Here is a 24,409-nt window from a genome sequence, read left to right as displayed (position 1 = left end):
TCAGCGGCGGATACGGGCCTGAAGGAAGGACAGCACATCGGCGACCGGCAGCGCTTGCGCTTCGGCCTCGGTGCGGCTCTTGTATTCCAGGTTGCCTTCGGCGAGGCCGCGGTCACTGACCACGATCCGGTGAGGAATGCCGATCAGCTCCATGTCCGCGAACTTGATGCCCGGGCTGGTTTTCTTGTCGCGATCGTCCAGCAACACTTCGAAACCGGCCGCCGTCAGTTCTGCGTACAGCTTGTCAGTGGCTTCGCGCACCTGCTCGGTTTCATAACGCAGCGGCACCAGGGCGATCTGGAATGGCGCCAGGGTGTCGCTCCAGATGATGCCTTTGTCGTCGTTGCTCTGCTCGATGGCGGCAGCGACCACGCGGGATACGCCGATACCGTAGCAACCCATTTCCAGGGTGACCGGCTTGCCGTTCTCGCCCAGCACTTCGCACTTCATCGCCTTGCTGTACTTGTTGCCCAGCTGGAAGATGTGCCCGACTTCGATGCCGCGCTTGATTTCCAGGGTGCCTTTGCCGTCCGGGCTTGGGTCACCGGCCACGACGTTACGCAGGTCGGCAACGGTCGGAACCGGCAGATCGCGCTCCCAGTTCACGCCGAAGTAATGCTTGTCATCGATGTTCGCACCGATGCCGAAGTCGCTCATCAGCTCGACCGAACGGTCGATGATGATCGGCAGCGGCAGATTCAGCGGGCCGAGCGAACCGGCGCCGGCGCCAATGGCGTCACGCAGTTCTGCATCGGAAGCCATGACCAGCGGGCTGGCAACGCCTGGTTGCTGGGCAGCTTTGATTTCGTTGAGCTCGTGGTCGCCACGGATGACCAGGGCAATCAGTTTGCCTGGCTCTTCAGCGTGGACGATCAGGGTCTTGATGGTCTTTTCAATCGGCAGATTGAATTTTTCCACCAGTGCAGCAATGGTCTTGGTGTCTGGAGTGTCGACCAGGCGCAGCTCTTCTGCCGGCGCTGGACGCGAGGTTTCGCGTGGCACGGCTTCGGCTTTCTCGATGTTCGCCGCGTAGTCGGAACCGTTGCTGAAGACGATGTCGTCTTCGCCGGACTCGGCCAGTACGTGGAACTCGTGGGAGCCAGCGCCACCGATCGAGCCGTTGTCGGCTTCAACCGGACGGAATTTCAGGCCCAGACGGGTGAATACGTTGCAGTACGCCTGATGCATGCGGTCATAGGTGACCTGCAGCGAAGCCTGATCGGCGTGGAACGAGTAGGCATCCTTCATGATGAACTCGCGGCCGCGCATCAAACCGAAGCGTGGGCGGATTTCGTCACGGAATTTGGTCTGGATCTGGTACAGGTTGATCGGCAGCTGTTTGTAACTGCTCAACTCGTTGCGCATCAGATCGGTGATCACTTCTTCGTGGGTCGGGCCCGCGCAGAAGTCGCGACCGTGGCGGTCTTTGATGCGCAGCAGCTCAGGGCCGTATTCTTCCCAGCGCCCCGATTCCTGCCACAGCTCGGCCGGTTGGGTGCTCGGCATCAACACTTCAAGAGAACCGGCAGCGTTCATTTCTTCGCGAACGATGGCTTCAACCTTGCGCATTACCCGCAAGCCCATCGGCAGCCAGGTGTACAGGCCCGAAGCGAGTTTGCGGATCATGCCGGCGCGCAGCATCAGCTGGTGGCTGACGACGACCGCATCGGAAGGCGTTTCTTTCTGTGTGGCGAGCAAAAATTGACTGGTGCGCATGGTTGGCCGTTGTCGGTTGCTATGACTGGAAATGACGGAGCAGTGTACCGGCGAGATTTGCCGACGTACAGGATTGCGCTCGGCGGTGAGGCTCAACGGCGGGAATCCTCCCGCCGTAGCTGAAATGTCCTACGACTCTTCGACGACGGAGGTCGGTGCAGGCTCGGGCGTTGGCGTCGGGCCCGCGCGGCGATTTTCCTGGAACCAGTGCAGGGCGATCAACAACAGCGTCGGCACGCCGAGCAGCGCGGTGATCATGAAGAAGCTGTGGTAGCCGAACTTCTCGACCATTACCCCGGAATAACCGCCCATCAGACGCGGCAACAGCAGCATGATTGAACTGAGCAGGGCGTACTGCGTGGCCGAAAACTTGAGGTTGGTCAGGCTCGACAGGTAGGCGACGAACGCCGAGGTCGCGAGCCCGGAACTGAAGTTGTCGAGGGAGATGGTCACCACCAGCATCTGCAGGTTCGGCCCCATGTCGGCCAGCATCACGAACAGCAGGTTGGTCGCCGCCGACGCCGCACCGCCGATGAACAGGATCGGCAGGATACCGAAGCGCACAATCAGCAGGCCGCCCATGCCGGCGCCGACCAGGGTCATGATCAGGCCAAAGATCTTGCTGACGCTGGCGATCTGATCCTTGGTGAAGCCCTGGTCGATGTAGAACACGTTGGCCATTACGCCCATTACCGTGTCGGACATGCGGTAGGTGGCGATCAGCCCGAGCAACAGCAACGCCTGCCAGCGGTAGCGCAGGATGAAGTCGTTGACCGGGGTCAGTACCGGCGCCAGGCCGCGACGGCCCATGGTCGACAGGCACAGGCCGGTGAGCAGGGTATAAAGGATCGCGCGCAGGAAGGCGCGGTCTTCGAGCAGCAAGTCGAGCGGACTCATCTGGCCGAACAGTACGCTGGCGAAATCGGTGTTGTAGAGCTGGGTGAACATCGCCGGAACCGACACCAGCAGCACGATCAGCACGAATACCGAGGCCAGCTGATGCACGAAGCTGTAGCGGCCGGCCTGCAGCTGCGTGCGCAGTGGCACTGGCGGTTCGCGCATCAGCAGTGAAGTCAGCAGGGCAGGGACCATCAACACACCGAACAGGGCGTAGGTGCCGGTCCAGGCCGAATGTTGATAGTTGAAGCCAGTGGAGCCGAAACCTTCGGCGAAGAACAGTGCGCCCGCCGTGGCCAACAGGGCGGCGACGCGATAGCCGGACATGTAACTGGCGGCCAGTGCGGCCTGACGGCTATCGTCGGCGATTTCCAGGCGATAGGCGTCTACCGCGATGTCCTGGGTGGCGGAGGCGAAAGCGACGATAACGGCAATGGCGATCAGCCAGGACAGGTGTTTCTGCGGGTCACAGAAGCCCATGCCGATCAAGCCCAGAATCACCAGAGTCTGCGAGAGCACCAGCCACGAACGGCGGCGGCCAAGCTTGCCCAATAAAGGCAGGCGCCATTGGTCGAGCAGCGGTGACCAGACCCATTTGAAGGCGTATGCCAGACCGATCAGGCTGGCGTAGCCAATGGTTTCACGGGCAACGCCGGCCTCACGCAGCCAGACGGACAGCGTCGAAAACACCAGCATGTACGGCAGGCCGGCAGCAAAACCGAGCAACAACAGCACGAGCGTCGAAGGACTGGCATAGGCGGCGAGCGCGGCGCGCCAGGTTTTACGGGGCATGGGCTGAAGTCTGCCTCAAGATTGCGAAAACAAAGCGCGCACTCTAACCGCTGTGCTCTATCGGACGCCAGCCATGGCGCCGAATATCCACACGATTGTTCAGGACGGTGACGCCTTCAGAACGCAATCGTGCCCGTTGTTCGTCCCCCGAGGGGCTGCCCAGCGGCAGACTGATCCGACCGCCGGCACCGAGTACCCGGTGCCACGGCAGCCTGGTGTCGGCGGGCAATTGGCTCAGGGTCCGGCCGACCCAGCGGGCGGCGCGCCCCAACCCCGCGAGTTCAGCCAACTGACCATAGCTGACCACCTTGCCTTCAGGTACCTGGGCAAGGGTGGAGTAAAGCGCCGTGCGTCGGATTTGCGCTTCGCTTTCCTCGGGATGATTCGGCTCTTTCACCTGCGCAGTTCCTGAACAATAGTCGTATCGACGGGCTCAAGCGTAATCGCTCGTTGGCCAGATGAGAAATGAACTCAAGGGAATTCGCCCGGTCAGTCCTTGTCAGGGCCTTATTCCTACGGATAATGCCGACCTTTTTCGCAAACTTGAGCCCTCGATCCGCTTATGTTGTCCAGAACCTTGTTGTGCCTTGCTGTCTTCAGTGCCTCCACGCCGCTGCTTGCCGATACCGTCTGGTTGAAGAACGGTGACAAGTTGAGCGGTAAGATTTCCGTTTTCGATGGCGGCAAATTGCTGATTCAGACCCAGTATGCAGGTGCGGTCAGCATCGACTGGAAAGAGGTCAAGACCCTGCAAAGCGATCAGGAGCTGCTGGTCAAACAGGACGCCTACAACGGTGAAAAAGCCAAGTCGCTGACCGCCGCCGATGACGGCAAGGTCACCTTGGCCAATGGTGAAGCACCGAAAACCGTGGAGCTGGCGAGCATTCAGCAGATCCTCAAACCGAAACCGGTGGTCGAGGATCTGGTGTGGAAAGGCAATATAGGCCTGGCGATGGATTATCAGCGGGCGGAAAAGGACACCGACGACTACGACATCGACTTCAAGACCACTGCGCGTCATGGCCGCTGGCGGCACACCGCCGAGGGCGAGTACAACCGCGAAGTGCAAGACGAGCAGGTCACCACCAATAACTGGCGCGCCGAATACGCACTCGACCGCTTCCTGACTGACAAGTGGTTCTGGCAGGGCCGCCTGAATTACAAGCGTGACTATGTTGAAGAACTGTCGCGTCAGCGCGTGGTCGGTACCGGTCCGGGTTACCAGTTCTGGGATGACGAACTGGGCGCGTTCTCGCTCGGTTCGCTGCTCAACCGCACCGATTACGAGTACAGCGATGGCGGCAAGGACAACTTCTATTCGGTCGCCATGAAGTGGGATTACAACCGCTACCTGATCGGCAAGAAAGTCGAGTTCTTCACCAATGGCGAACTGGGCAAGCCGCTGTCTGACGTAGCCAACTACGCGCTGGATGCCGAGATGGGCTTGCGCTACAAGGTCACCGACTGGGCGTCGCTCAACCTCAAGGCCGAACGCGACATCATCAGTGGTACCAAGGATGCGGATTTGAACAAGACCCGCTACACCGCAGGGTTTGGCGTGGCCTGGTAAGGCACAAACGAAGGATCGCAGCTGCGGCAGCTCCTACAGGAGGGCTGTCGCGGACTGCGATCTTTTTTGTGGCCGTTAAAAACACACGCCCACAAAAAAGCCCCGCTTGAGGGCGGGGCTCTTTTCTAAAGAAGCTACAAGTTAGATAACTTGTACTTCTTCAGCTTGCATGCCTTTCTGACCGCGGGTAGCGATGAAAGAAACCTGTTGGCCTTCTTTCAGGCTTTTGAAGCCGTCGGATTGGATAGCTTTGAAGTGAACGAACAGGTCGTCACCGGATTGTGGAGTGATGAAGCCGAAGCCTTTTTCATCGTTGAACCACTTAACGGTACCGGTTTGGCGATTAGACATGGTGTAACTCCTTGAACAAAGATAACTGCGACTCAGGAAGAACCCTGGCCGAGACTGAGTGCAAAGAGCAGGAAAAATTCTTGTAGATGGTTGGATCGAAATTCAACATATCGTGTAGAGATTCTCAGTGACACAAGCAACACAGTGGCGCCACCTTAACCCTTTTTCCTGAACGTGCCAATGTTTCTTGCGAAGGTTTCTCTGTTTTAGGGATCGACGGTGTGACGGTTCGTCGCCAGGGCCTGTATTTCCTGCGTGTTCGGCGAGAATTGCAGCGCGGACTTTGAACCCGGCGGCGCGCCCGGTAAGATGCCGGACAGATTTTTTCCACCTCGCTATTCAGGACACCCGCCATGAGCATCAAATCGGACAAGTGGATTCGCCGCATGGCGCAGGAACACGGCATGATCGAGCCTTTCGTCGAGCGCCAGGTGCGCGGCAGCGACGACAGCCGTGTGATCTCCTACGGTGTTTCGAGCTACGGCTACGATGTGCGCTGCACCAACCATTTCAAGGTGTTCACCAACATCAATTCGGCGATCGTCGATCCGAAGAACTTCGACGCCGGCAGCTTCGTCGACATTCACAGCGACGTCTGCATCATTCCGCCGAACTCCTTCGCCCTGGCCAGCACCGTCGAATACTTCCGCATTCCGCGCAACGTATTGACCATCTGCCTGGGTAAAAGCACCTACGCGCGCTGCGGCATTATCGTCAACGTCACCCCGCTCGAGCCTGAGTGGGAAGGTCACGTGACGCTGGAATTCTCCAACACCACCAATCTGCCGGCGAAAATCTATGCCAACGAAGGCGTAGCGCAGATGCTGTTCCTCGAATCCGACGAGCAGTGCGAAGTTTCGTACAAGGATCGCGGCGGCAAATATCAGGGCCAGCGTGGCGTGACTCTGCCGCGTACCTGATCCATCCGGCAGTTCGCGGGAATTCTTTGGCGGGCAGACACTCTATGGGGTGTACTGCCCGTTTTTGCTTCTGGCAAAGCGGGCCTTCGCCGAGGAGGGTTCCATGAAGATCGATCCGCATATCACCGCCGAACTGGCAAGGCTTGAGCCCAATCAGGTTGGCGTTTTGGCCTGGTCCTTGTTGGCCCACCCGCTGAACATGGCTGGCGGGATTCCTGGTCAGCCTGATCCCGACACCCCCAACGAACAACCGACCGAGCCGGGCGAGCCGACGCTGCCGGACGAGCCACCACCCGCGCCAGTGGCCTGAGCCGCTACTCCATGAATGGCCAGTCAGCTGAGGTTTGCCCAAGACCTCAGCTGACTGGCCATATTTCGTCGTCGCCGATGACAAAAATCCTGCAGGTGTCGTCTTTCTCTACCGGATAGCCGCCGGTAAACGCGCCAAACGCCGGCAACAGGCTCAAACGTTCGCCCAGCCGGAAACACGCCAGACGCAAACTCTGCCGCCCCTTGCCGTTAAGCCGATAGACCGGATGCACGTGCCCGGCCAGCACATGCCGTTCGGGATGCGGGTCGGGTTCGTGTTGCAGGGCAAACGGCCCGAGCAGCAGCGGTTCCGGTACTACCCTGATGTTCAACGATAGGGGCGGATCCCCGGCACGTTTGTCGTGGTTGCCGCGAATCAGCGTCATCGGCAGATCCGCGTGACGTGCGCGCCATTCGACCAAGGCATTCAGCGTGCCCGCCGCATGCGAACCGGGGCCGTGCAGAAAGTCACCGAGGAAAATCAACTGCCGGCAGGGCAGTCTCGCCAGCAAGCGGTCGAGCACTTCGATGTTCGCCGCCGTGGTTCCCTGCGGCACCGGCTGGCCGAGGCTGCGGTACGCCGCAGCCTTGCCGAAATGCACATCGGCGATCAGCAGTGCCTGTTGCGCTGGCCAGTACAGGGCCTTTTCCGGCAGTAGCCAGAGTTCTTCGCCGGCCAGGCGCACTGGATAAGCTGCGCTCATGAGGCTTGACCCTTGTCGGCGGATTTCTCCAGGTCGCCGACCATGCGTCGGATGCGGTCGGCGAGTTTTTCCGAACTCATGCTTTCGCGCATGCGTTCGACCAGTAACGGAAAACCCAGCGGTGTAGGACGTTTGATCAGGTGCATGTCCAGTTTCATCCGGTTGATCCGCTCCAATGTCTGTTCCAGACGACGAATATCCAGTTCTTCCCGTAGGACTTCTTCCCCGGCCTGGGCCAGCAGCAGGTTGTCGGCGTCGTATTGCTTGAACACTTCGAAGAACAATCCGCTGGAGGCCTGCACCTGACGGGTACTTTTCGGCGCGCCGGGATAGCCGGCGAATACCAGCCCGGCGATCCGTGCGATCTCGCGAAAGCGCCGCAACGCCAGCTCACCGGCATTGAGGCTGGCCAGCACGTCGCGTAACAGATGCTCGGGGCTGAGCAGCGCCGCATCGAGTTGCCCGGACCAATCGACTGGCGTGGCGCTGAGCAACTCCAGCCCATAATCATTGACCGCAATCGAGAACGTCAGTGGCTGGCGCTGGCTGACGCGCCACGCCAACAGGCTGGCAAGCCCCAGATGGACCTGGCGCCCGGCAAACGGGTAGAGGAAAAGGTGCCAGCCCTCGCGGGATTTCAGCACTTCGGCCAACAGATTGGCGGAGGTGGGCAGACCCGACCAGCGCACCTGGGTTTGCAGCAACGGTTGCAGCGCCTGCATTTCCGGGCCGACGAACTCACCGCGCGCTGCCGCCGTGAAACGACTGACCACGGCGGCGGCCAGTTCGTTGGAAAGGGGCATCCGCCCGCCATTCCAGCGCGGCACGGCGGCTTTTTTCGCGGTGCTGCGTTTGACGTACGCGGTCATGTTTTCCACCCGCACCAACTCCAGCAGGCGCCCGGCAAACAGAAAGCCATCGCCCGGTTTCAGCCGCGCGATAAAACCTTCCTCGACACTGCCCAACTGCTTGCCGCCACCACCCTTGCTCCAGAATTTCAGATTGATGCTCGCGTCGCTGACGATGGTGCCAATGCTCATGCGATGACGGCGTGCCAATCGCGCATCGGGCACACGCCAGACGCCGTGTTCATCCGGTTCGACCCGGCGGTAATCCGGATAGGCTGTAAGAGAAAGCCCGCCGTGACGTACGAAAGCCAACGCCCAGGCCCAATCTGCCGGCGTGAGGTCACGATAGGCCCAGGCCCCTCGGACTTCTTCGTATAGCTCCTCGGGAATAAAGCCTCCGCCCAGCGCCATGCTGACCAGATGCTGCACCAGCACATCCAGCGGTTTGTGCGGCGACAGACGCGGTTCGATGAGTCGTTGCGCCACGGCGTCGCCTGCAGCGGCGGCTTCGATCAGCTCCAGGCTGTGGGTCGGCACCAGCGTCACTCGCGAGGTGCGCCCCGGCGCGTGACCGGAGCGCCCGGCGCGTTGCATCAGCCGCGCCACGCCTTTCGCCGAGCCGATTTGCAGCACCCGTTCCACCGGTAAAAAGTCCACGCCCAGATCCAGGCTCGACGTGCAGACCACGGCTTTCAATTGCCCGTCCTTCAACGCTTGCTCGACCCAGTCGCGGGTCTCGCGGGACAGTGAACTGTGGTGCAGCGCGATCAGTCCGGCCCAGTCCGGCCGCGCTTCGAGCAGCGCCTGATACCAGATTTCCGACTGCGCACGGGTGTTGGTGAACACCAGGCTGCTGGCACAGGCGTCCAGTTCGGCGACCACTTGCGGCAGCATCTTCAGACCGATGTGCCCGGCCCACGGAAAACGCTCGATGGCGGGTGGGATCAAGGTGTCGACCTTGAGTGATTTTTCGCTCTGGCCCTGCACGCTGATGCCGCCACCCTGTGGGATCAGCACCTGTTCGGCGTGGGATTGATTTCCGAGGGTGGCGGACACGCCCCAGACGATCAGGTCCGGTTGCCAATGACGCAGGCGGGCGAGGGCCAGTTGCAGCTGTACGCCGCGTTTGTTGCCGAGCAGTTCGTGCCATTCATCGACGACGATCATCCGCAGGCTCGACAAGGCAGCCTTGGCGTCGGCACGGGCGAGCAGCAGGGTCAGGCTTTCCGGGGTGGTGATCAGCGTGGTCGGCAGGCGCCGGCCCTGACGCGCACGTTCGGCGCTGCTGGTGTCGCCGGTACGCAGACCGATGCTCCACGGAATCTGCAAATCGCTGACCGGTGCTTGCAGGGCGCGTGCGGTGTCGGCGGCGAGAGCACGCATCGGCGTGATCCACAACACGGTCAGCGGTTCGCTATGGGGTTTGCGTTTGCTGGTCGTGGCTGCGGGCGCGGCTGAACGGGCGAAGCGGTTGAGCGCGGCGAACCACACCGCATAGGTTTTACCAGCGCCGGTGCTGGCGTGCAGCAACCCCGACTGACCTTGTCTGACGGCGGCCCACACCTGCTTTTGAAAGGCGAACGGCTTCCATTTGCGTGCGCTGAACCAGGTTTTTGCGAGGTCGGGGAGTTTCGCCATGCCTGCTGCGCGCGCTCTGGAAGTGTTCTTCCAGTGACCACGCCGACGTACGAAAGGTTTAATCACACCGCATCCCCTGTAGGAGCTGCCGCAGGCTGCGATCTTTTGATCTTGAAAAGCAAAATCAAAAGATCGTCCGAACGCGGCCCGAGCCTGCGGCAGCTCCTACACGGGGGATCCGGGGTTACTTGAGGTTACCGCTGAGGAACTGCTTCAGCCGTTCGCTTCTCGGATTGCCCAGCACATCTTCCGGTGCGCCTTCTTCCTCCACCAGCCCCTGATGCAGGAACAACACCTGGCTGGAGACCTTACGGGCGAAGCTCATTTCATGGGTCACCATGATCATCGTCCGGCCTTCTTCAGCCAGACCCTGAATCACCCGCAGCACCTCACCCACCAACTCCGGGTCGAGCGCCGAGGTCGGTTCGTCGAACAGCATCACTTCCGGTTCCATCGCCAGTGCCCGGGCGATCGCCACCCGCTGTTGCTGGCCGCCGGAGAGAAACGCCGGGTACTGATCGGCAACCCGCGCCGGCAGGCCGACCTTGTCCAGGTAACGGCGGGCGCGGTCTTCGGCTTCCTGCTTGCTGCAACCCAGCACCCGGCGCGGGGCCATGGTGATGTTTTCCAGCACGGTCATGTGGCTCCACAGGTTGAAGTGCTGGAACACCATCGCCAGTCGCGTGCGCAGGCGTTGCAGTTCATTCGGGTCGGCGACGTGCATGCCGTGACGGTCGGTGATCATGCTGATCGCCTGGCCATCGAGGCTCATGGCGCCGTCGTTGGGTTGCTCGAGGAAGTTGATGCAGCGCAAAAAGGTGCTTTTGCCCGAGCCGCTGGCGCCGATCAGGCTGATCACGTCGCCAGTTTTGGCCTTGAGCGAAACGCCTTTGAGTACCTGATGGTCGCCATAGCTTTTGTGCAGACCTTCAACAGTCAATTTGTACATGGGACAGACATCCTCAAGGCGAAAGTAGGTAGCCGCTGCGATAGGCTTCGGCGCCCGCCACATGGGCGATCACCATGCCGGCAGTGGCCATGCGCCGCAGCGAGCGGGCGTACAGCAGGCCGGCGGCAGTGCAATGAATGGGGGTGACCCGGTCGTGGATCGGGTCGATGATTTCGGCAATCTGTTGCCCGGCTTGCAGGTACTGCCCGGCCGTGGCGGTGTACACCAGCAAGCCGCCCACCGGCGTGGTCACCGGTTGGACGCCGGCCAGCGGCGTGGCAGGGAAAGGCAAGGGCGGCTGCGGCTTGGTCTCGCCGACGATCGCATCGAACTGGATCAGATAATCGATCAAGGCCTGGCAGTCTCGACTGGCCATTGGGTGATTGACGTCACCCTGGCCGCGCAACTCCACGGTCACCGAAAAACTGCCCAGCGGAATCTCGAAGTGCTCGCCAAAGCGTTCCTGCAGTTGCCACCACAGCAGGGTGAAGCATTCGTCAAACGACTGGCCGCCGGAATCGGTGGCCAGCAGACTGGCCTGTGCTTCGATGTAGCGCGCCAGCGGCTCGACCTGCGGCCACGCTTCGGGCGTGGTGTAGAGGTGAACCACGGATTCGAAATCGCAATGCAGGTCCAGCACCATGTCGGCGTCGCACGCCAGCCGTTGCAGGGTCAGGCGCTGGGATTGCAGTTGCGTGGCGGGCGTCTGGCGGGCGAGGGCGTTGCGCAGGCTGGCGCGGATCAGCTCAAGGTTGCGTTGCGGGTCGTCGCCCAGCTTGCCCTCGATGTCGTTGCCGATTTCTTCGCTGAGGTCGACGAACCAGCGATTGAAATTCTGCCCGCTCTCCATCTCGTAACGGCCCAGCGGCACGTCCATCAGCACTTGTTCGAGGCCGACCGGATTGGCCACCGGCACCAGCACGATCTGGCTGCGCAGGCGCCCGGCGGCTTCCAGTTCCGCCAGCCGCTGCTTGAGGTGCCAGGCCACGAGCATGCCGGGCATTTCGTCGGCATGCAGCGAGGACTGGATGTAGATCTTGCCTTGGGCCTGCTCCGGGCCGAAGTGGAAGCTGTGGATCTGTCGTGCGGTCCCCGGCACCGGGGCCAACAGGTCATGGATCTGGTGTCGCATTACAGGTTTCCTAGTGGGTCGGCCCGAGGAATGCCAGCCAGCGGCGTTCGGCGAGGCGGAACAGGCCGACCAGCGCGAAGGTGATGGTCAGGTAGATCAGCGCGGCGATGCCGAACGACTGGAAGGTCAGGAAGGTCGCCGAATTGGCGTCCCGGGCGACTTTCAGGATATCGGGGATGGTCGCGGTGAAGGCCACGGTGGTCGAGTGCAGCATCAGGATCACTTCGTTGCTGTAATACGGCAGCGAACGCCGTAAGGCTGAAGGCATGATCACGTAGGCATACAGCTTCCAGCCGGTCAGACCGTAGGCCTTGGCCGCTTCGACTTCGCCGTGGTTCATGCTGCGGATCGCCCCGGCGAAAATCTCCGTGGTGTAGGCGCAGGTGTTCAGGGCGAATGCGAGGATCGTGCAGTTCATCGCATCGCGAAAGAAACTGTCGAGCAACGGCTGCGCGCGCACGGCAGCCAGGCTGTAGATCCCGGTGTAGCAGATCAGCAACTGGATGTAGAGCGGCGTACCACGGAACAGGTAGGTGTAGAACTGCACCGGCCAGCGCACATAGAAATGCGAAGACACCCGGGCAATCGACAGCGGGATCGACACCAGGAAGCCAATGAAGATCGACGCGCTGAGCAGCCACATCGTCATCGCCAGACCGGTGATGTTGGTGCCGTCGGTATAAAGGAAGGGTTTCCAGTATTCCTGCAGGAGTTCGATCATCGTACGGCCTCCCGTGCGCCGGCGGCGTAACGGCGCTCGAGCCAGCGCAGGATGACGTTCGAAGCACTGGTGATGAGCAGATAGATCAAGGCGGCAAGTACCAGAAAGTAGAACAGTTGATAGGTGCTTTTACCGGCGTCCTGCGCGGCTTTGACCAGATCGGCCAGGCCGATGATCGACACCAGCGCGGTGGCCTTGAGCATCACCATCCAGTTATTGCCGATGCCCGGCAGGGCGAAGCGCATCATTTGCGGGAACACCACGAAGCGAAAGCGCTGGCCGCGCTTGAGGCCATAGGCGGTGGCGGCTTCGACTTGACCGCGCGGCACGGCAAGGATCGCCCCGCGGAAGGTTTCGGTGAAATACGCGCCATAAATGAAGCCCAGGGTCAGCACCCCGGCACTGAACGGGTCGATCTCGATGTATTCCCATTCCATGTAGTCGGTGAGCGACGTCAGCCAGGTTTGCAGGCTGTAGAAGATCAGCAGCATCAGCACCAGATCCGGCACCCCGCGAATCAGCGTGGTGTAGAGCTGGGCGGGCAGACGCAGCAGTTTGACTTTTGACAGCTTGGCACTGGCGCCGAGCAGGCCGAGCAACACGGCCACCAGCAGCGACATCGCCGATAATTTGATGGTCATCCAGGTGCCTTGCAACAGCAATGGGCCGAAACCCTGAAGGCTGAACGCGGAGAGCCCCAGATTTTGTAAGAGGTTTTCGAACATAAATCAGCAACCTGAGCGGATGGAAAAGGCGCCCATCGAGGATGGGCGCCGGGGCATTATTTGCCGCTGTACAGATTCAGATCGCCAAAGTGTTTCTTTTGAATCTCGGCGTATTTGCCGTCGTCGTGTAACGCTTTGATACCTTTATCTAAAAGCGCTTTCAGCTCAGTGTTACCTTTCTTGATACCGACAGCGGTTTTGGCCGGCAGCAATTCGCTGTCGACTGGCTTGCTGACTTCGTAGCCTTCGCCTTTTGGCGACTTCAGGAAGCCCAGTTCGGCTTGCAGCATGTCCTGAATGGCGGCATCGAGGCGACCGGAAGTCAGGTCGGAGTAAACCTGGTCCTGATTCTGATAGGCCTGAGTCTTCACGCCAGCCTTGTCCAGCACGGCTTTGGCGTAGGCTTCCTGAATGGTGCCTTGCTCGTAGCCGACGGTTTTGCCCTTGAGGGACGCGACGTCTTCGCTCAGGCCGGAACCCTTCTTGAACACATAAGCGGTCGGGCCGGAGAACAGTTCGCTGGAGAAGTCGATGACTTTCTCGCGGGCCGGGGTCACGGTCATCGACGAGATCACACCGTCGAATTTATTGGCCTTGAGGCCCGGAATCATGCCGTCGAAATCGCTTTCGACCCATTTGCACTTGACCTTCAGCTCGGCGCAGATCGCGTTGCCCAGGTCGATGTCGAAGCCCACCAGGCTGCCGTCGGCCGCTTTCGACTCGAACGGTGCGTAGGAAGGATCAACGCCAAAACGCAGCTCTTTGTATTCCTTGGCCAGCGCGGAGCCGGCAGCCATGCACAACGCCAGTGCAGAAAGGGTCAGCAATGCTTTTTTCATTATTCAATCCCTAAGAACCAATATGAGCGCTTGTGGCGCAGAATTATTGTTACTGGAACGCGTACGACCTATAGAAAGTAGCAATTTCCGAACCAGAGTCCCGAACAAGTGTTTTAAAAGGTTGGGGGAGGGAGGAGGGAGAGGGATTGGTGCACGGGAATGGGCGGCTGTTGAAGGCTGCACCATGTTGGGTCGAGACATGCATTTACAAGGGATAAAACGAGCCGTTGTGGCGAGGGAGCTTGCTCCCGCTGGAGGGCGAAGCACTCCCCTGCGTTTTTCAGACAGACCGTCATTTTGCGACTGCTGCGCAGTCGAGCGGGAGCAAGCTCCCTCGCCACAGGAACTTCGTTCGGTCAAAGGTGATGAATGTCCCGGCAAACCGGGTCAGGCCAGCAAATCCTGCAACGTCGCCAGACTGTCTGCTTCATCCACCGTCTTGTCCTGCCGCCAGCGCAGCATTCGCGGAAAGCGCACGGCAATGCCGCTCTTGTGCCGTCGCGACAGGGCAATCCCTTCGAAACCCAACTCGAACACCAGACTCGGCTTGACGCTGCTGACCGGGCCGAATTTTTCCACGGTGGTCTTGCGCACGATGCTGTCGACCTGGCGCATCTCCTCGTCAGTCAGCCCCGAATACGCCTTGGCGAACGGCACCAGCGCTCGTTGGCTGGATTCGGGCGGGCCGTCCCACACAGCGAAGGTGTAATCGCTGTATAGACTGGCGCGCCGGCCATGTCCGCGCTGGGCGTAGATCAATACTGCGTCGACGCTGAACGGATCGACCTTCCACTTCCACCACACGCCCATGTCTTTGGTCCGGCCCACGCCATACAGGGCATCGCGAGCCTTGAGCATCATGCCCTCGACCCCCAGTCGCCGTGAGGCTTCACGCTGACGGGCGAGATCGAACCAGTCACTGCCGGTCAGAATCGGTGAGGCCAGTAACACCGGGTTGTTACCGTGCGCGATGACTTGCTCCAGTTGCGCACGCCGTTCGGCCTGCGGACGGTTGCGCCAGTCTTCGCCTTGCCACTCCAGCAAATCGTAGGCGAGCACCACCACCGGCACTTCTTCGAGGATTTTCTTGTCGAGGGTTTTGCGCCCGATGCGTTGCTGCAACAGGGCGAAGGGTTGCACCGCTGGTGGCGCGGTCGATTGCGGATCGAAGGCGTCTTCGGTGCTCGGATGGGTACTTTTCCAGACCACGATTTCGCCGTCGATCACCGTGCCGTCGGGTAACGCGTGGACCAGTGTGTCGAACTCGGGGAAACGCTCGGTCACCAGCTCTTCACCCCGCGACCAGACCCACAACCGACCCTCGCGCTTGACCACCTGCGCGCGGATCCCATCCCACTTCCACTCCACATGCCAATTGCTCGCCGGCCCCAGCAGCGCTTCAAATTCCTCGACCGGTTGCGACAAGGCATGCGCGAGGAAAAACGGGTAGGGCTGACCGCCACGTTGCGCGTGTTCGTCGGCGGATTCAGGGGCGATCAGCTTCAGGTAGCTGGCCGCGTTCGGCCGGTTCGACAGGTCGGTGTAACCCACCAGTCGCTGCGCCACGCGTTTGCTGTCGAGGCCGGCCATCGACGCCAACGCGCGAGTGACCAGCAGTTTCGACACGCCAACGCGGAAGCTGCCGGTGATCAACTTGATGCACAGCATCAGGCTCGGCCGATCCAGTTGCGACCATAGGGCGGGCAGTTGGCGGGCGAGGTATTCCGGGGTTTCACCACGCAGTGGCAGCAGCTTGTCTTCGATCCATTCGGCAAGGCCGGCTTCGGAGCTGTGCGAATTTTCCGGCAGCACCAGCGAAATGGTTTCCGCCAGATCGCCGACGGATTGATAGCTTTCCTCGAACAGCCACGGCTGCAACCCCGAGACCTCCACCGCCAGTTCGCGCAGGATGCGCACCGGCACCAGTTGCCGCGGGCGCCCACCGGACAGAAAGTACACCGCCCATGCAGCGTCTTGCGGTGCAGCCTGGGCGAAATAGGCTTGCATGGCGGCCAGTTTGGCGTTGCTGGACGTGGTGGCGTCGAGTTCGGCGTACAACTCGGCGAAAGCTTTCATGCTTGCACCTCGGCGATGGCAGGTTCGGCGTCGATGTTTTCCTCCTCATCGTCGCCGTATTCGGTGTTGAAGCCCTGCGCATCCAGGCCTTGTTCACGCAGATGGCGCACCAGCACGCCGATCGAGCCGTGGGTGACCATCACCCGTTCGGCGCCGGTCTGTTCGATGGCCCAGAGCAGGCCGGGCCAGTCGGCGTGATCCGAGAGCACGAAACCGCGATCCACGCCGCGCCGCCGGCGGGTGCCGCGCAGGCGCATCCAGCCGCTGGCAAAGGCGTCACTGAAGTCGCCGAAACGGCGCATCCAGGTGCTGCCACCGGCCGAGGGCGGGGCGATGACCAGCGCCTGACGCATGATCGGGTCGGATTTTTTGATGTCGCCGGCGTAGATCGTCGGCGGCAGGTACACGCCGGCCTCGCGGTAGACCCGGTTCAGCGGTTCGACGGCACCGTGACTGAGGATCGGGCCGAGGCTGGCGTCGATGCCGTGCAGGATCCGCTGAGCTTTGCCGAATGAATAACAGAACAACACGCTGGCCTTGCCGGCGGCGATGTTCGCCTGCCACCACTGGTTGATCTCGCTGAACACCTGCGCCTGTGGTTGCCAGCGGTAGATCGGCAGGCCGAAGGTCGATTCGGTGATAAAGGTGTGGCAGCGCACCGGTTCGAACGGTGCGCAGGTGCCGTCGGGTTCGATCTTGTAATCGCCGGATGCGACCCAGACTTCGCCGCCGTATTCCAGACGTACCTGGGCCGAACCGAGCACATGCCCGGCGGGATGGAAACTCAAGGTCACGCCGTGGTGGGTCAGCCGCTGACCGTAGGCGAGGGTTTGCAGGTTGATGTCCTGACCCAGACGCGCACGCAAAATCCCTTCGCTGGCGCTGCTGGCCAGATAATGCTGATTGCCGTTACGGGCGTGATCGCCGTGGGCATGGGTGATCACCGAGCGCTCGACCGGGCGCCACGGATCAATGTAGAAATCCCCGGCAGGGCAGTACAAACCTTCGGGGCGGGCGATAACAAGGTCCATGTCGTTACCAGAATGGGGGGCTTGTTAGCTATGAGGTTGGCGCGAGTCCGGAAGTTCTATCGATTATTTTAGAGTCGCTACAAAACCAATGTGGGAGCGAGCCTGCTCGCGAAAGCGGTTTAACTGACACATCTATTCTGACTGTGTCTCCGTCTTCGCGAGCAGGCTCGCTCCCAAAAGGGAACTGCGTTTATTTGCCCGGAGTCAGGGTCAAACGCGTCTTGCCATACACCCGGTCAAAGTTCTGCGGCTGCAGCGGCAAGCCGATGTACTGGCCCTTGAGCCAGGCGTCGATGCCGTTGAGGTAGTTCGGGCTGGCCGGGTTGCCGGACTGGCCAGTGCCGTTCTGCCCCATGAGCGGCTCGCTCTGGCTGAAGTCGACGATGAAGCGCATCGACGGCGCACGCGTGGTGTTGAAGTCCTGACCCCAGGCAAACGCCGCGGTATTGAGCGTGGTGTGATCGCCGCCAGCTGCCAGCGGGCCGCGAACGGTCTGGCCGCTGGCGTTTTTCCACGTGTAGCTGTGCAGTTTGCCCCACTGCCAGGCCTTGCGATCGCCACCCAATTGACGGTCGCCAGCGTTGATCGCGGCCGCCAGACTGCGCGCCAGAATCTGCGCCTTGTCTTCTTTCTGCGGGGTGCGGATGTCATCCCAGAACGGGCTGTCTTCGCGCCCCAGCAGGTGATCGGCTTGTGCCGCGTAGGACAAGTCACCGTTGGCGATAAAGACTTTCCACGCCGGGCTCGACTCGGGGCCGAGCTCGTCAAGGAAGATCTGCTTCATGCTTTCTTGCAGGAACAGTTCATAGATCGCCGCATCGGCCGACGTCGGGCTGAGCTTGCCGTCAAACGCCATCAATCGGGTAAACGCTTCGCGCGCCTTGCTGCGATCCGCTTCCGGCAGGGCATCGATTGCCTGCTTCAGTGGCTGCTTCATGCCCGGCGCTTCGAACATCTTCTTCAGTTTGGCAGCGAAGGTGGTGGTCTGGTCGTACTGCATGGCGATCACGCTGCGACCGTCCTGTTTGCCACTGCCGGCCAGTTCTGCCAGACGTTCGCCGCGTTCCGGTGCCGCCCACGAGTTGGACAACTGCATGCCGTAGCCGTGAGGAATGACCCGCTGGTTGGCGGTGCCGAGCCAGCCCTGGGTCGGGTCCTGATCGTACGGATGGAGCATCGGGTCGGCGTAACCGTCCCAGTCGTAGCGACCCTCCCAACCCGGCGATGGCAGCAGGCCTTCGCCTTCGCGCCGGTTGGGGAAACGCCCGGTGACTTGCCAGCCAATATTGCTGGCGTCGGCGAACACCATGTTCAGGGCGATGGCGCGGATCTCGCGACTGGCGTCCGACGCACGTTCAACGTTCTGCGCGCGGGTCAGGTCAAAAAAGGCGTCCAGCGATTTGTCGTCGGTGAAGCTCGGGGTTTGCAGGGCCAAGCCAAAACCGTTGCCCTGTACGGCCTGAGCACTGTTGAGCAGCGCGCCGTGGCGGGTTTCGTAAACCGCTTCGCGAATCGGCCGCTGGCCTTTGACGAAATAGGTTTCGTTGCGCACGCCCAGCGGCTGCCATTTGCCGTTGACCTCATAGGTCAGGCTGTTGCCCTGACGGCGGATTTTTTCCAGGAACAGGTCCTGGTTGTCGCCGAGCACGCTGGTGGCGCTCCACGCGACTTTGCCGTTGAAACCACCGAGCACCATCGGCAAACCGGCAACGGTGACACCGGCGGCCTGATATTTCGGCGCGCGGATCTGCACGAAGGTCCATAGCGACGGCGCGGCCAGTGGGCCGTGGCTGTCGCTGGCGAGGATACTCTTGCCGCTGCGGCTGCGTTGCGGGGCAATCGCCCAGTTGTTCGAGGTGCTGGTGCCGAGCAGATTCACCGTCGCCAATTGTTGGCCGGCGTTGCTCAGCTCGGTGAGGCCAGGAATCTGCCCGTTGAGCTTGAGACCTTGCAGCTTTTCGGCCTCGGCCATTGGCAAGTTCTCGTCCGGTGCGGACGGGGTCAGCCAGGCGAGTTTGTCGCTGGTCACGGTTTGCGCGAGCACCAGCGAGGAAATCTCTTCCGGCAGGTTGGCCGACTGGCTGAAGTTCAGCAACGCGAACATCAGTGCCGAATCTTCCGGTTTCCAGTATTCCGGTTTGTAGCCGCTGGAAGCGAGATCGCCCGGCAGTTTGTCGGCATAGCGGAACAGGTAGGCGTTGACGCCCCGCGCATAGACTTCGAAGAAGCGCTTTAGTCTTGGCGACGAGGCCTTGTACAGCTCGTCGGCGCTTTTCTTCAGGTTGACCGCGCGCATGTAACGGTCGGCATCGAGCATCGAGGCGCCGGACATTTCCGCCAGACGGCCCTGGGCCAACAGGCGCAGGGTGACCATCTGGTTGATGCGGTCGCTGGCGTGCACGTAACCGAGGGTGAACAGCGCATCGTGGAAGCTGTTGCTTTCGATCAACGGCATGCCCATGGCATTGCGTCGCACCGAAACGTTCTGCGCCAGGCCCTTGAGCGGTTGCACGCCGGAGGTGGGCGGGAGAGTGTCCTGCGCGTTCCAGGTCTGGCAACCGGACAGGCTCAAGACACCGGTCACTGCTGCGGCGACGCCGAACCGGGGAAGAAAATGTGTAAGGGCTGGCGAGGCCATGGCAAAGCTCCTGCGGGGGTGTAGAGGCTGAGGGCGCAATAAAGCCGCTACGTTAGTGAGCAGGAGGTGGCCGCGCAAGCGGGCGCGGGGGTTATTTGTGTATTTCTGTCGAATGGAAAAGATCGCAGCCTGCGGCAGCTCCTAAATTGAATTGAGTACACCCTGCAGGAGCTGCCGCAGGCTGCGATCTTTTGATCTTGGCGGGTTGATCTTATGCGCTTGCCTGATACGTGGAGGTGATGCTGAACTGCGGAACTCAACGATCCTGCATGAGAAAAAACGCCATGGAGCTTCAGGCCAACGCGGCACTGATCATCATCGACCAGCAACAAGGCATTCTGCAGCCGCGCCTGGGGCGGCGGAATAACCCACAGGCCGAAGAACGCATGCTCGATTTACTGAGGGCGTGGCGCAGTAGCGGGCGGCCGGTGATTCATGTGCAGCACCTGTCGCGTGAACCGGATTCGGTGTTCTGGCCCGGGCAGTCAGGGGTGGAGTTTCAGCAGAGATTCTTGCCGCACGACGGCGAATGGCTGATCCAGAAGCAGGTGCCGGATGCATTGTGTGCCACGGGGCTGGAAGCGCAGTTGCGTGAGGCAGGGATCGGGCAATTGATCATTGTTGGCGTGGCGACCAACAACTCAGTGGAGTCCACGGCGCGTACGGCGGGCAATCTGGGGTTTGCGACGTGGGTGGCGGAGGATGCGTGTTTCACCTTCGACAAGGCCGATTACTTCGGCACGCTACGTTCAGCCGAAGAGGTGCACGGGATGTCGCTGGGGAATTTGCACGGGGAGTATGCGACGGTGGTCAGCGCGAAGCAGATTCTGGCGGCTGTCTGACAGTGCTTTGGTGAATGTGCCGGCCTCATCGCTGGCAGGCCAGCTCCCACAGGGGGTTGCATTCCAGCTGGAGGAATGCGCTCGAATGTAGGAGTGAGCCTGCTCGCGATGGCGATCTTTCAGGCGAAGAAGATCTTCACCTGAAACATCAAGCGCCGTGGCACTTCTTGAATTTCTTGCCGTTGCCGCATGGGCAAGGATCGTTGCGGCCGACGTCTTTCAAGGCGTTGCGCACCGGTTCCTGGTGGGCGTGGCCACAGTTCGGGCCGTGGACATGGCCATGGTCGTGATCGTGATGATGGTCATGATCGTGGTTGCAGTCAGGGCCATGGACATGAGGTTGCTGAGTCATCGGTTGTACTCCGGAATTAAATCGGCGGGGATTATCACGCCATTGCGCTCCAGGTGCACGTAGTGGGCGATGAATAAACCGGTTTCCATCTCGCCCTGCAATCGATAGGGAATCTGCTGGTTGGGATTTTTCAGCATTTTCACCACGTCTTTTACCCGAGGCCACAGGTTGGTGCGGATCGGCACTTTGAAATATGCACTGCGTTTTGGCCCGACGGTGAACCAGTGCTCATGCTCGCCTTCCGCCAGCAACAGGTCTGCCAGATGAATCCGGTATTCCAGACCGCGCACGGTCAGTTCGCTGTCGTTGGGGTTGTCGATGCGAAAGTGCAGGATGAATTTCTGTTCGAGCAATTTGGCCCGCACCACCTCGACTTTCACCAGATGCACGGCGGGATCGACGCTGCCGTCGCTGAACCACGAGGCGCAACCGCCGAGGTTCAGGATCAGCAGCAGGGGAAGAATTTTGAGTGTGCGCCATAGTCCGAGCATGAGTTAACTCCCTTTGCTGGCAGTCTAGACGCTAAAAGATCGCAGCCTGCGGCAGCTCCTACATGAGACGCGTCCCCTGTAGGAGCTGCCGCAGGCTGCGATCTTTTGATCCTATGCGCCGAAATACCCCGCACAGCATTTCTTGAACTTCTGCCCGCTCGCACACGGGCACGCGTCATTGCGCCCCAGCTTCAACTGCACGGTCGGGTCGATGAAGTACCAGCGCCCGGCGTTCTGCACGAACGAGGAGCGCTCGCGGTGACTGTGTTCGCCCTGACTGTCGTGCCAGCGCGCGGTGAAGGTGACGAAAGCGTGCTCCGGCTGGCCGCCGAACACTTCCGAGCTTTCGACCTCAAGACCGAGCCAGGTGCTCTGCGCGCTCCAGGCACTGATCGACTGGCGATCCAGACCGGCCTGCTGGGCGGGCAGGGTGGTGGCGACCAGATAATCGATCAGCCCCAGCACGTAGGCACTGTAGCGCGAACGCATCAGCGCTTCGGCGCAAGGCGCCGGGTGACCTGCGTGATAGTGACCGCAGCAGGCCTCCAGCAGGTTGCCGCTGCCGCACGGGCAAATGGCTGTACTCATTGCATTACCACCAGTATTTGCCGAAGTTTTCCGGATTGGCCCAGAACCGCGAGTTGAGCCAGTCGGGGACTTGTTTGTAGTCAAGCAGATCGTAGGTGAACAGGGTCAGTACCTGCTCGTCACGCTGAAAGCGTTCACTGGCCTGCAGCGCCAGCGAGTAGAAGTCGGTTTCCTGCCAGCCGCTGGCTGGCAGATCCGCCAGCACCGCGATGCGACTGGCGTTGAGGTTGCGAATTCCGCCCAGCAGATTCAGGCCGTCACGCTTGGGCAGGTGCTCAAGACAATCGACCACCAGCGCCAGGTCGAAGCGCCGCGCTGCGAGTTCGGCGGGCAACGCACCGGGTTCGGCGTGGGCCACGCAGCAGTCCGGGTGCGCCTGTTTAAAAGCGGCGAGCGCCGGAAATTCGCTGGCGCCGATCAGCAGCAGACGCGCCGGGGCATAGCGATCCAGTAAAGCAGCCAGCGCCTGTTGCGGCGTGCGCGAAGAAATGGCGACGTTCATCGAAGCTCCTCAATCAGATCGCCAAGACTAGCGCGCCAGACGGATCCGGCCTAGACCCCGATTTACCGTGTGCGGCAAAAGTGCCGAATCCCTGTGAACACGCTCCCAAATGCCAGTGGCCTATTGCTGGCGGAGATTAAAACTCCGGTCTTTACTCCGTGAATCGGTTCTAAGCCGATCCCTCAGGAGAAAACCAGATGAGCATAGTTCGGACAGCATTACCTTTGATTCTGCTAACCAGTGTGTTGACTGGTTGCGCAGGTTTGCAGAAAACCGATTGGCCGACCTGTGCGGCGGTCGGCGGTGTGGTCGGCGCGGGCCTCGGTGCGACGGAGAGTTCGGCATGGGCCGGTTACGGCGCCCTGTTGGTCGGCGGTACGGCAGCGGCCTATTGCTGGGTGCACGGTGATGGTGACGAGGACGGCGATGGTGTGCCGGACAGTCGCGACAAGTGCCCGGGCACGCCTAAAGGCGTGCAGGTCGATGCTGACGGCTGCCCACCACCTGCCCCTGCGCCAGTGGTAGAAGAGGCGGTTGTGGTCAAGGAAGAAACCATCGTCATTCGTGATGTGCACTTCCAGTTCGACAAAGCCACCCTGACCGGCTCCGACAAACAGGTTCTGGATAAAGTCGCCACGCGCCTGAAACAAGAGTCTTCCACGGCGCAACTGACCGTGACCGGCCACACCGACAGCGTCGGCAGCGATGCCTACAACAAGAAACTGTCGGATCGCCGTGCGCACTCGGTGGTGGAGTACCTGATCCAGCAAGGTGTGCCGCGTGCCAGCTTCGTTTCGGTATCGGGCATGGGTGAAAGCCAGCCAGTGGCGGATAACAAAACCGCTGACGGTCGCGCACAGAACCGTCGTACCGAAATCAAAATCGTCCGCTAGCCCCTCTCGCATCCGCGGCTTGTGCAGTCGCGGATGCGGGTCTTTACTCCTGTGTAACCGGTATGGGCCGGTGACACAGGAGCTTTCACAATGACTGTTTTCTCAAGGTCCGTCTTGCCGGTGCTGCTGCTGGGCAGCCTGCTCACCGGTTGCGCCACTCATAGCGATGGCGATGCACCCCTCAATCAACGTACGTGGCCGATCTGCAGCCTGATCGGCGGGCTGGTCGGCGGCGGTCTCGGCGCCATTGAAAGTGGCGGCTGGGCCGGCGGCGGTGCGGCGCTGGGGATTCTGACTGGCGGGCTGATCTGTTATGCCCAGGATGGCGATGAAGACGGCGATGGCGTATTCGACCGCCGCGACCGTTGCCCGGACACTCCGGAAAATACTCCGGTCGATCACCGCGGCTGTCCGCTGCCGCAATATCCGGTCACTGCAAAAGCCCCCGAGCCTGCACCGCAATCGGAAGTCATCACCCTCAGCGATGCCGGCAATGTGTTGTTCGATTTCGACAAGTCGGATCTGACCCCGGCCGCCAAAGCGCAGCTCGATACGCTGATGGACAAGTTGCGCAATGCCGACGTGGTCAGCATCAAGGTCATCGGCCATACCGACAGTAAAGGTTCGGATGCCTATAACCAGGCACTGTCGGAACGACGCGCCAGCAGCGTGGCGGCGTACCTGTTGAGTCAGGGCCTGGCGCCGAACAAACTGACCAGTGAAGGACGCGGCGAGAGCGAGCCGGTGGCTGATAACGCAACGGACGAGGGACGGGCGAAAAACCGTCGGGTGGAGTTGCATATCAATCGCTAGGACTTGTCTGTAGTCCGCAGGCTAGAGCTGCCGGTCGACGATCGTCGTCGAACCGGCAGCGATCCGACGACT

Annotated in this window: 24 protein-coding genes; 6 read left to right on the top strand and 18 right to left on the bottom strand. The window is 61.0% G+C overall.

Annotation, left to right across the window (positions count from 1 at the left end):
- From BW33_RS22070 to BW33_RS22060, 3 genes are all read right to left on the bottom strand, one after another.
- Positions 1-1,716: a proline--tRNA ligase gene (locus tag BW33_RS22070; RefSeq protein WP_047601203.1), complete on the bottom strand. Its 1,716-nt coding sequence runs from the start codon at positions 1,714-1,716 to the stop codon at positions 1-3.
- Positions 1,717-1,845: 129 nt separating this feature from the next.
- Positions 1,846-3,405 carry an AmpG family muropeptide MFS transporter gene (locus BW33_RS22065; protein WP_047601201.1) on the bottom strand — a complete coding sequence of 520 codons (1,560 nt, stop codon included), beginning with the start codon at positions 3,403-3,405 and terminating at the stop codon, positions 1,846-1,848.
- A 43-nt stretch (positions 3,406-3,448) separates the two neighbouring features.
- Complete coding sequence (locus BW33_RS22060) at positions 3,449-3,802, bottom strand: MGMT family protein (RefSeq protein WP_047601199.1); 354 nt, start codon at positions 3,800-3,802, stop codon at positions 3,449-3,451.
- A gap of 165 nt (positions 3,803-3,967) precedes the next feature.
- Here BW33_RS22060 and BW33_RS22055 point away from each other — a divergent pair, with 165 nt between their 5' ends.
- A complete protein-coding gene (locus tag BW33_RS22055; RefSeq protein ID WP_027614345.1) occupies positions 3,968-4,975 on the top strand; it encodes a DUF481 domain-containing protein in 1,008 nt (335 codons plus the stop codon).
- A gap of 141 nt (positions 4,976-5,116) precedes the next feature.
- Here the strand turns inward: BW33_RS22055 and BW33_RS22050 are convergent, their stop codons facing one another.
- Complete coding sequence (locus tag BW33_RS22050; RefSeq protein WP_002554837.1) at positions 5,117-5,326, bottom strand: cold-shock protein; 210 nt, start codon at positions 5,324-5,326, stop codon at positions 5,117-5,119.
- A 353-nt stretch (positions 5,327-5,679) separates the two neighbouring features.
- Between BW33_RS22050 and dcd the strand changes: the two genes are divergently transcribed.
- Positions 5,680-6,246, top strand: coding sequence for a dCTP deaminase (gene dcd, locus BW33_RS22045; protein WP_003222308.1), 567 nt, complete (start codon positions 5,680-5,682; stop codon positions 6,244-6,246).
- A 103-nt stretch (positions 6,247-6,349) separates the two neighbouring features.
- Positions 6,350-6,556: a hypothetical protein gene (locus BW33_RS22040; RefSeq protein WP_003222309.1), complete on the top strand. Its 207-nt coding sequence runs from the start codon at positions 6,350-6,352 to the stop codon at positions 6,554-6,556.
- Positions 6,557-6,602: 46 nt separating this feature from the next.
- Here the strand turns inward: BW33_RS22040 and pdeM are convergent, their stop codons facing one another.
- The 10 genes from pdeM to BW33_RS21990 all read right to left on the bottom strand — a co-directional run bounded on the left by pdeM (position 6,603) and on the right by BW33_RS21990 (position 19,856).
- Entirely contained in the window at positions 6,603-7,259 is a 657-nt protein-coding gene (gene pdeM / locus BW33_RS22035; protein WP_047601196.1) for a ligase-associated DNA damage response endonuclease PdeM, read from the bottom strand.
- Positions 7,256-9,745 carry a ligase-associated DNA damage response DEXH box helicase gene (locus BW33_RS22030; protein WP_047601194.1) on the bottom strand — a complete coding sequence of 830 codons (2,490 nt, stop codon included), beginning with the start codon at positions 9,743-9,745 and terminating at the stop codon, positions 7,256-7,258. The genes pdeM and BW33_RS22030 overlap by 4 nt, the downstream gene beginning before the upstream one ends.
- Before the next feature lie 184 nt (positions 9,746-9,929).
- Positions 9,930-10,694, bottom strand: coding sequence for an ABC transporter ATP-binding protein (locus BW33_RS22025; protein WP_047601193.1), 765 nt, complete (start codon positions 10,692-10,694; stop codon positions 9,930-9,932).
- Positions 10,695-10,707: 13 nt separating this feature from the next.
- Entirely contained in the window at positions 10,708-11,826 is a 1,119-nt protein-coding gene (locus tag BW33_RS22020; RefSeq protein ID WP_047601192.1) for a succinylglutamate desuccinylase/aspartoacylase family protein, read from the bottom strand.
- Between the two features lie 10 nt (positions 11,827-11,836).
- Complete coding sequence (locus BW33_RS22015) at positions 11,837-12,547, bottom strand: ABC transporter permease (protein ID WP_047601191.1); 711 nt, start codon at positions 12,545-12,547, stop codon at positions 11,837-11,839.
- Positions 12,544-13,272 (bottom strand): ABC transporter permease, encoded by a 729-nt coding sequence (locus BW33_RS22010; RefSeq protein ID WP_047601190.1) that lies wholly within the window; start codon positions 13,270-13,272, stop codon positions 12,544-12,546. Before BW33_RS22010 ends, BW33_RS22015 begins: the two co-directional genes overlap by 4 nt.
- Positions 13,273-13,328: 56 nt before the next feature.
- On the bottom strand, positions 13,329-14,111 hold the full coding sequence (locus tag BW33_RS22005; RefSeq protein WP_042557957.1) for a transporter substrate-binding domain-containing protein: 783 nt from the start codon (positions 14,109-14,111) through the stop codon (positions 13,329-13,331).
- A 387-nt stretch (positions 14,112-14,498) separates the two neighbouring features.
- Positions 14,499-16,187 carry an ATP-dependent DNA ligase gene (locus BW33_RS22000; RefSeq protein ID WP_047601188.1) on the bottom strand — a complete coding sequence of 563 codons (1,689 nt, stop codon included), beginning with the start codon at positions 16,185-16,187 and terminating at the stop codon, positions 14,499-14,501.
- Positions 16,184-17,218, bottom strand: coding sequence for a ligase-associated DNA damage response exonuclease (locus BW33_RS21995; protein WP_047601187.1), 1,035 nt, complete (start codon positions 17,216-17,218; stop codon positions 16,184-16,186). Before BW33_RS21995 ends, BW33_RS22000 begins: the two co-directional genes overlap by 4 nt.
- A 190-nt stretch (positions 17,219-17,408) precedes the next feature.
- Positions 17,409-19,856 carry a penicillin acylase family protein gene (locus tag BW33_RS21990; protein ID WP_047601185.1) on the bottom strand — a complete coding sequence of 816 codons (2,448 nt, stop codon included), beginning with the start codon at positions 19,854-19,856 and terminating at the stop codon, positions 17,409-17,411.
- Between the two features lie 284 nt (positions 19,857-20,140).
- On the opposite strand from BW33_RS21990, the gene BW33_RS21985 reads away from it, so the two are divergent.
- Complete coding sequence (locus tag BW33_RS21985; RefSeq protein ID WP_047601183.1) at positions 20,141-20,698, top strand: cysteine hydrolase family protein; 558 nt, start codon at positions 20,141-20,143, stop codon at positions 20,696-20,698.
- 148 nt (positions 20,699-20,846) lie between these two features.
- On the opposite strand, the gene BW33_RS21980 is transcribed toward BW33_RS21985, so the two are convergent.
- The 4 genes from BW33_RS21980 to BW33_RS21965 form a co-directional block, all read right to left on the bottom strand.
- Positions 20,847-21,050: an SEC-C metal-binding domain-containing protein gene (locus BW33_RS21980; protein ID WP_003198420.1), complete on the bottom strand. Its 204-nt coding sequence runs from the start codon at positions 21,048-21,050 to the stop codon at positions 20,847-20,849.
- The gene (locus BW33_RS21975) at positions 21,047-21,541 is read right to left on the bottom strand and encodes an LEA type 2 family protein (protein ID WP_047601182.1); all 495 of its coding nucleotides are present in this window, start codon (positions 21,539-21,541) and stop codon (positions 21,047-21,049) included. The genes BW33_RS21980 and BW33_RS21975 overlap by 4 nt, the downstream gene beginning before the upstream one ends.
- A 111-nt stretch (positions 21,542-21,652) precedes the next feature.
- The gene (locus BW33_RS21970; RefSeq protein ID WP_047601180.1) at positions 21,653-22,129 is read right to left on the bottom strand and encodes a YchJ family protein; all 477 of its coding nucleotides are present in this window, start codon (positions 22,127-22,129) and stop codon (positions 21,653-21,655) included.
- A gap of 4 nt (positions 22,130-22,133) precedes the next feature.
- Positions 22,134-22,631 carry a DUF6231 family protein gene (locus BW33_RS21965; protein WP_041070621.1) on the bottom strand — a complete coding sequence of 166 codons (498 nt, stop codon included), beginning with the start codon at positions 22,629-22,631 and terminating at the stop codon, positions 22,134-22,136.
- A gap of 197 nt (positions 22,632-22,828) precedes the next feature.
- Between BW33_RS21965 and BW33_RS21960 the strand changes: the two genes are divergently transcribed.
- Together BW33_RS21960 and BW33_RS21955 are read left to right on the top strand one after the other, a co-directional pair.
- Positions 22,829-23,524, top strand: a complete 696-nt coding sequence (locus tag BW33_RS21960; RefSeq protein WP_047601178.1) for an OmpA family protein — start codon at positions 22,829-22,831, stop codon at positions 23,522-23,524.
- A 90-nt stretch (positions 23,525-23,614) separates the two neighbouring features.
- Complete coding sequence (locus tag BW33_RS21955) at positions 23,615-24,337, top strand: OmpA family protein (RefSeq protein ID WP_047601176.1); 723 nt, start codon at positions 23,615-23,617, stop codon at positions 24,335-24,337.
- Positions 24,338-24,409: the final 72 nt, after the last annotated feature.

It is taken from the genome of Pseudomonas sp. RIT288, from assembly GCF_000631985.1.
Classification (GTDB): Bacteria; Pseudomonadota; Gammaproteobacteria; order Pseudomonadales; family Pseudomonadaceae; genus Aquipseudomonas.
Note: the sequence above shows the minus strand (reverse complement) of the source record. Positions and strands in the feature narration are given on the sequence as shown.

Coding starts and splice junctions, on each gene's coding strand:
- BW33_RS22065 (WP_047601201.1), bottom strand. CDS start 3,405: ATGCCCCGTAAAACCTGGCGCGCCGCGCTCGCCGCCTATGCCAGTCCT.
- BW33_RS22015 (WP_047601191.1), bottom strand. CDS start 12,547: ATGATCGAACTCCTGCAGGAATACTGGAAACCCTTCCTTTATACCGAC.
- BW33_RS22030 (WP_047601194.1), bottom strand. CDS start 9,745: ATGGCGAAACTCCCCGACCTCGCAAAAACCTGGTTCAGCGCACGCAAA.
- BW33_RS22070 (WP_047601203.1), bottom strand. CDS start 1,716: ATGCGCACCAGTCAATTTTTGCTCGCCACACAGAAAGAAACGCCTTCC.
- BW33_RS21985 (WP_047601183.1), top strand. CDS start 20,141: ATGGAGCTTCAGGCCAACGCGGCACTGATCATCATCGACCAGCAACAA.
- BW33_RS21990 (WP_047601185.1), bottom strand. CDS start 19,856: ATGGCCTCGCCAGCCCTTACACATTTTCTTCCCCGGTTCGGCGTCGCC.
- BW33_RS22025 (WP_047601193.1), bottom strand. CDS start 10,694: ATGTACAAATTGACTGTTGAAGGTCTGCACAAAAGCTATGGCGACCAT.
- BW33_RS22040 (WP_003222309.1), top strand. CDS start 6,350: ATGAAGATCGATCCGCATATCACCGCCGAACTGGCAAGGCTTGAGCCC.
- pdeM (WP_047601196.1), bottom strand. CDS start 7,259: ATGAGCGCAGCTTATCCAGTGCGCCTGGCCGGCGAAGAACTCTGGCTA.
- dcd (WP_003222308.1), top strand. CDS start 5,680: ATGAGCATCAAATCGGACAAGTGGATTCGCCGCATGGCGCAGGAACAC.
- BW33_RS21960 (WP_047601178.1), top strand. CDS start 22,829: ATGAGCATAGTTCGGACAGCATTACCTTTGATTCTGCTAACCAGTGTG.
- BW33_RS22055 (WP_027614345.1), top strand. CDS start 3,968: ATGTTGTCCAGAACCTTGTTGTGCCTTGCTGTCTTCAGTGCCTCCACG.
- BW33_RS22000 (WP_047601188.1), bottom strand. CDS start 16,187: ATGAAAGCTTTCGCCGAGTTGTACGCCGAACTCGACGCCACCACGTCC.
- BW33_RS21970 (WP_047601180.1), bottom strand. CDS start 22,129: ATGAGTACAGCCATTTGCCCGTGCGGCAGCGGCAACCTGCTGGAGGCC.
- BW33_RS22020 (WP_047601192.1), bottom strand. CDS start 11,826: ATGCGACACCAGATCCATGACCTGTTGGCCCCGGTGCCGGGGACCGCA.
- BW33_RS21980 (WP_003198420.1), bottom strand. CDS start 21,050: ATGACTCAGCAACCTCATGTCCATGGCCCTGACTGCAACCACGATCAT.
- BW33_RS21995 (WP_047601187.1), bottom strand. CDS start 17,218: ATGGACCTTGTTATCGCCCGCCCCGAAGGTTTGTACTGCCCTGCCGGG.
- BW33_RS22050 (WP_002554837.1), bottom strand. CDS start 5,326: ATGTCTAATCGCCAAACCGGTACCGTTAAGTGGTTCAACGATGAAAAA.
- BW33_RS21965 (WP_041070621.1), bottom strand. CDS start 22,631: ATGAACGTCGCCATTTCTTCGCGCACGCCGCAACAGGCGCTGGCTGCT.
- BW33_RS22005 (WP_042557957.1), bottom strand. CDS start 14,111: ATGAAAAAAGCATTGCTGACCCTTTCTGCACTGGCGTTGTGCATGGCT.
- BW33_RS22010 (WP_047601190.1), bottom strand. CDS start 13,272: ATGTTCGAAAACCTCTTACAAAATCTGGGGCTCTCCGCGTTCAGCCTT.
- BW33_RS21975 (WP_047601182.1), bottom strand. CDS start 21,541: ATGCTCGGACTATGGCGCACACTCAAAATTCTTCCCCTGCTGCTGATC.
- BW33_RS21955 (WP_047601176.1), top strand. CDS start 23,615: ATGACTGTTTTCTCAAGGTCCGTCTTGCCGGTGCTGCTGCTGGGCAGC.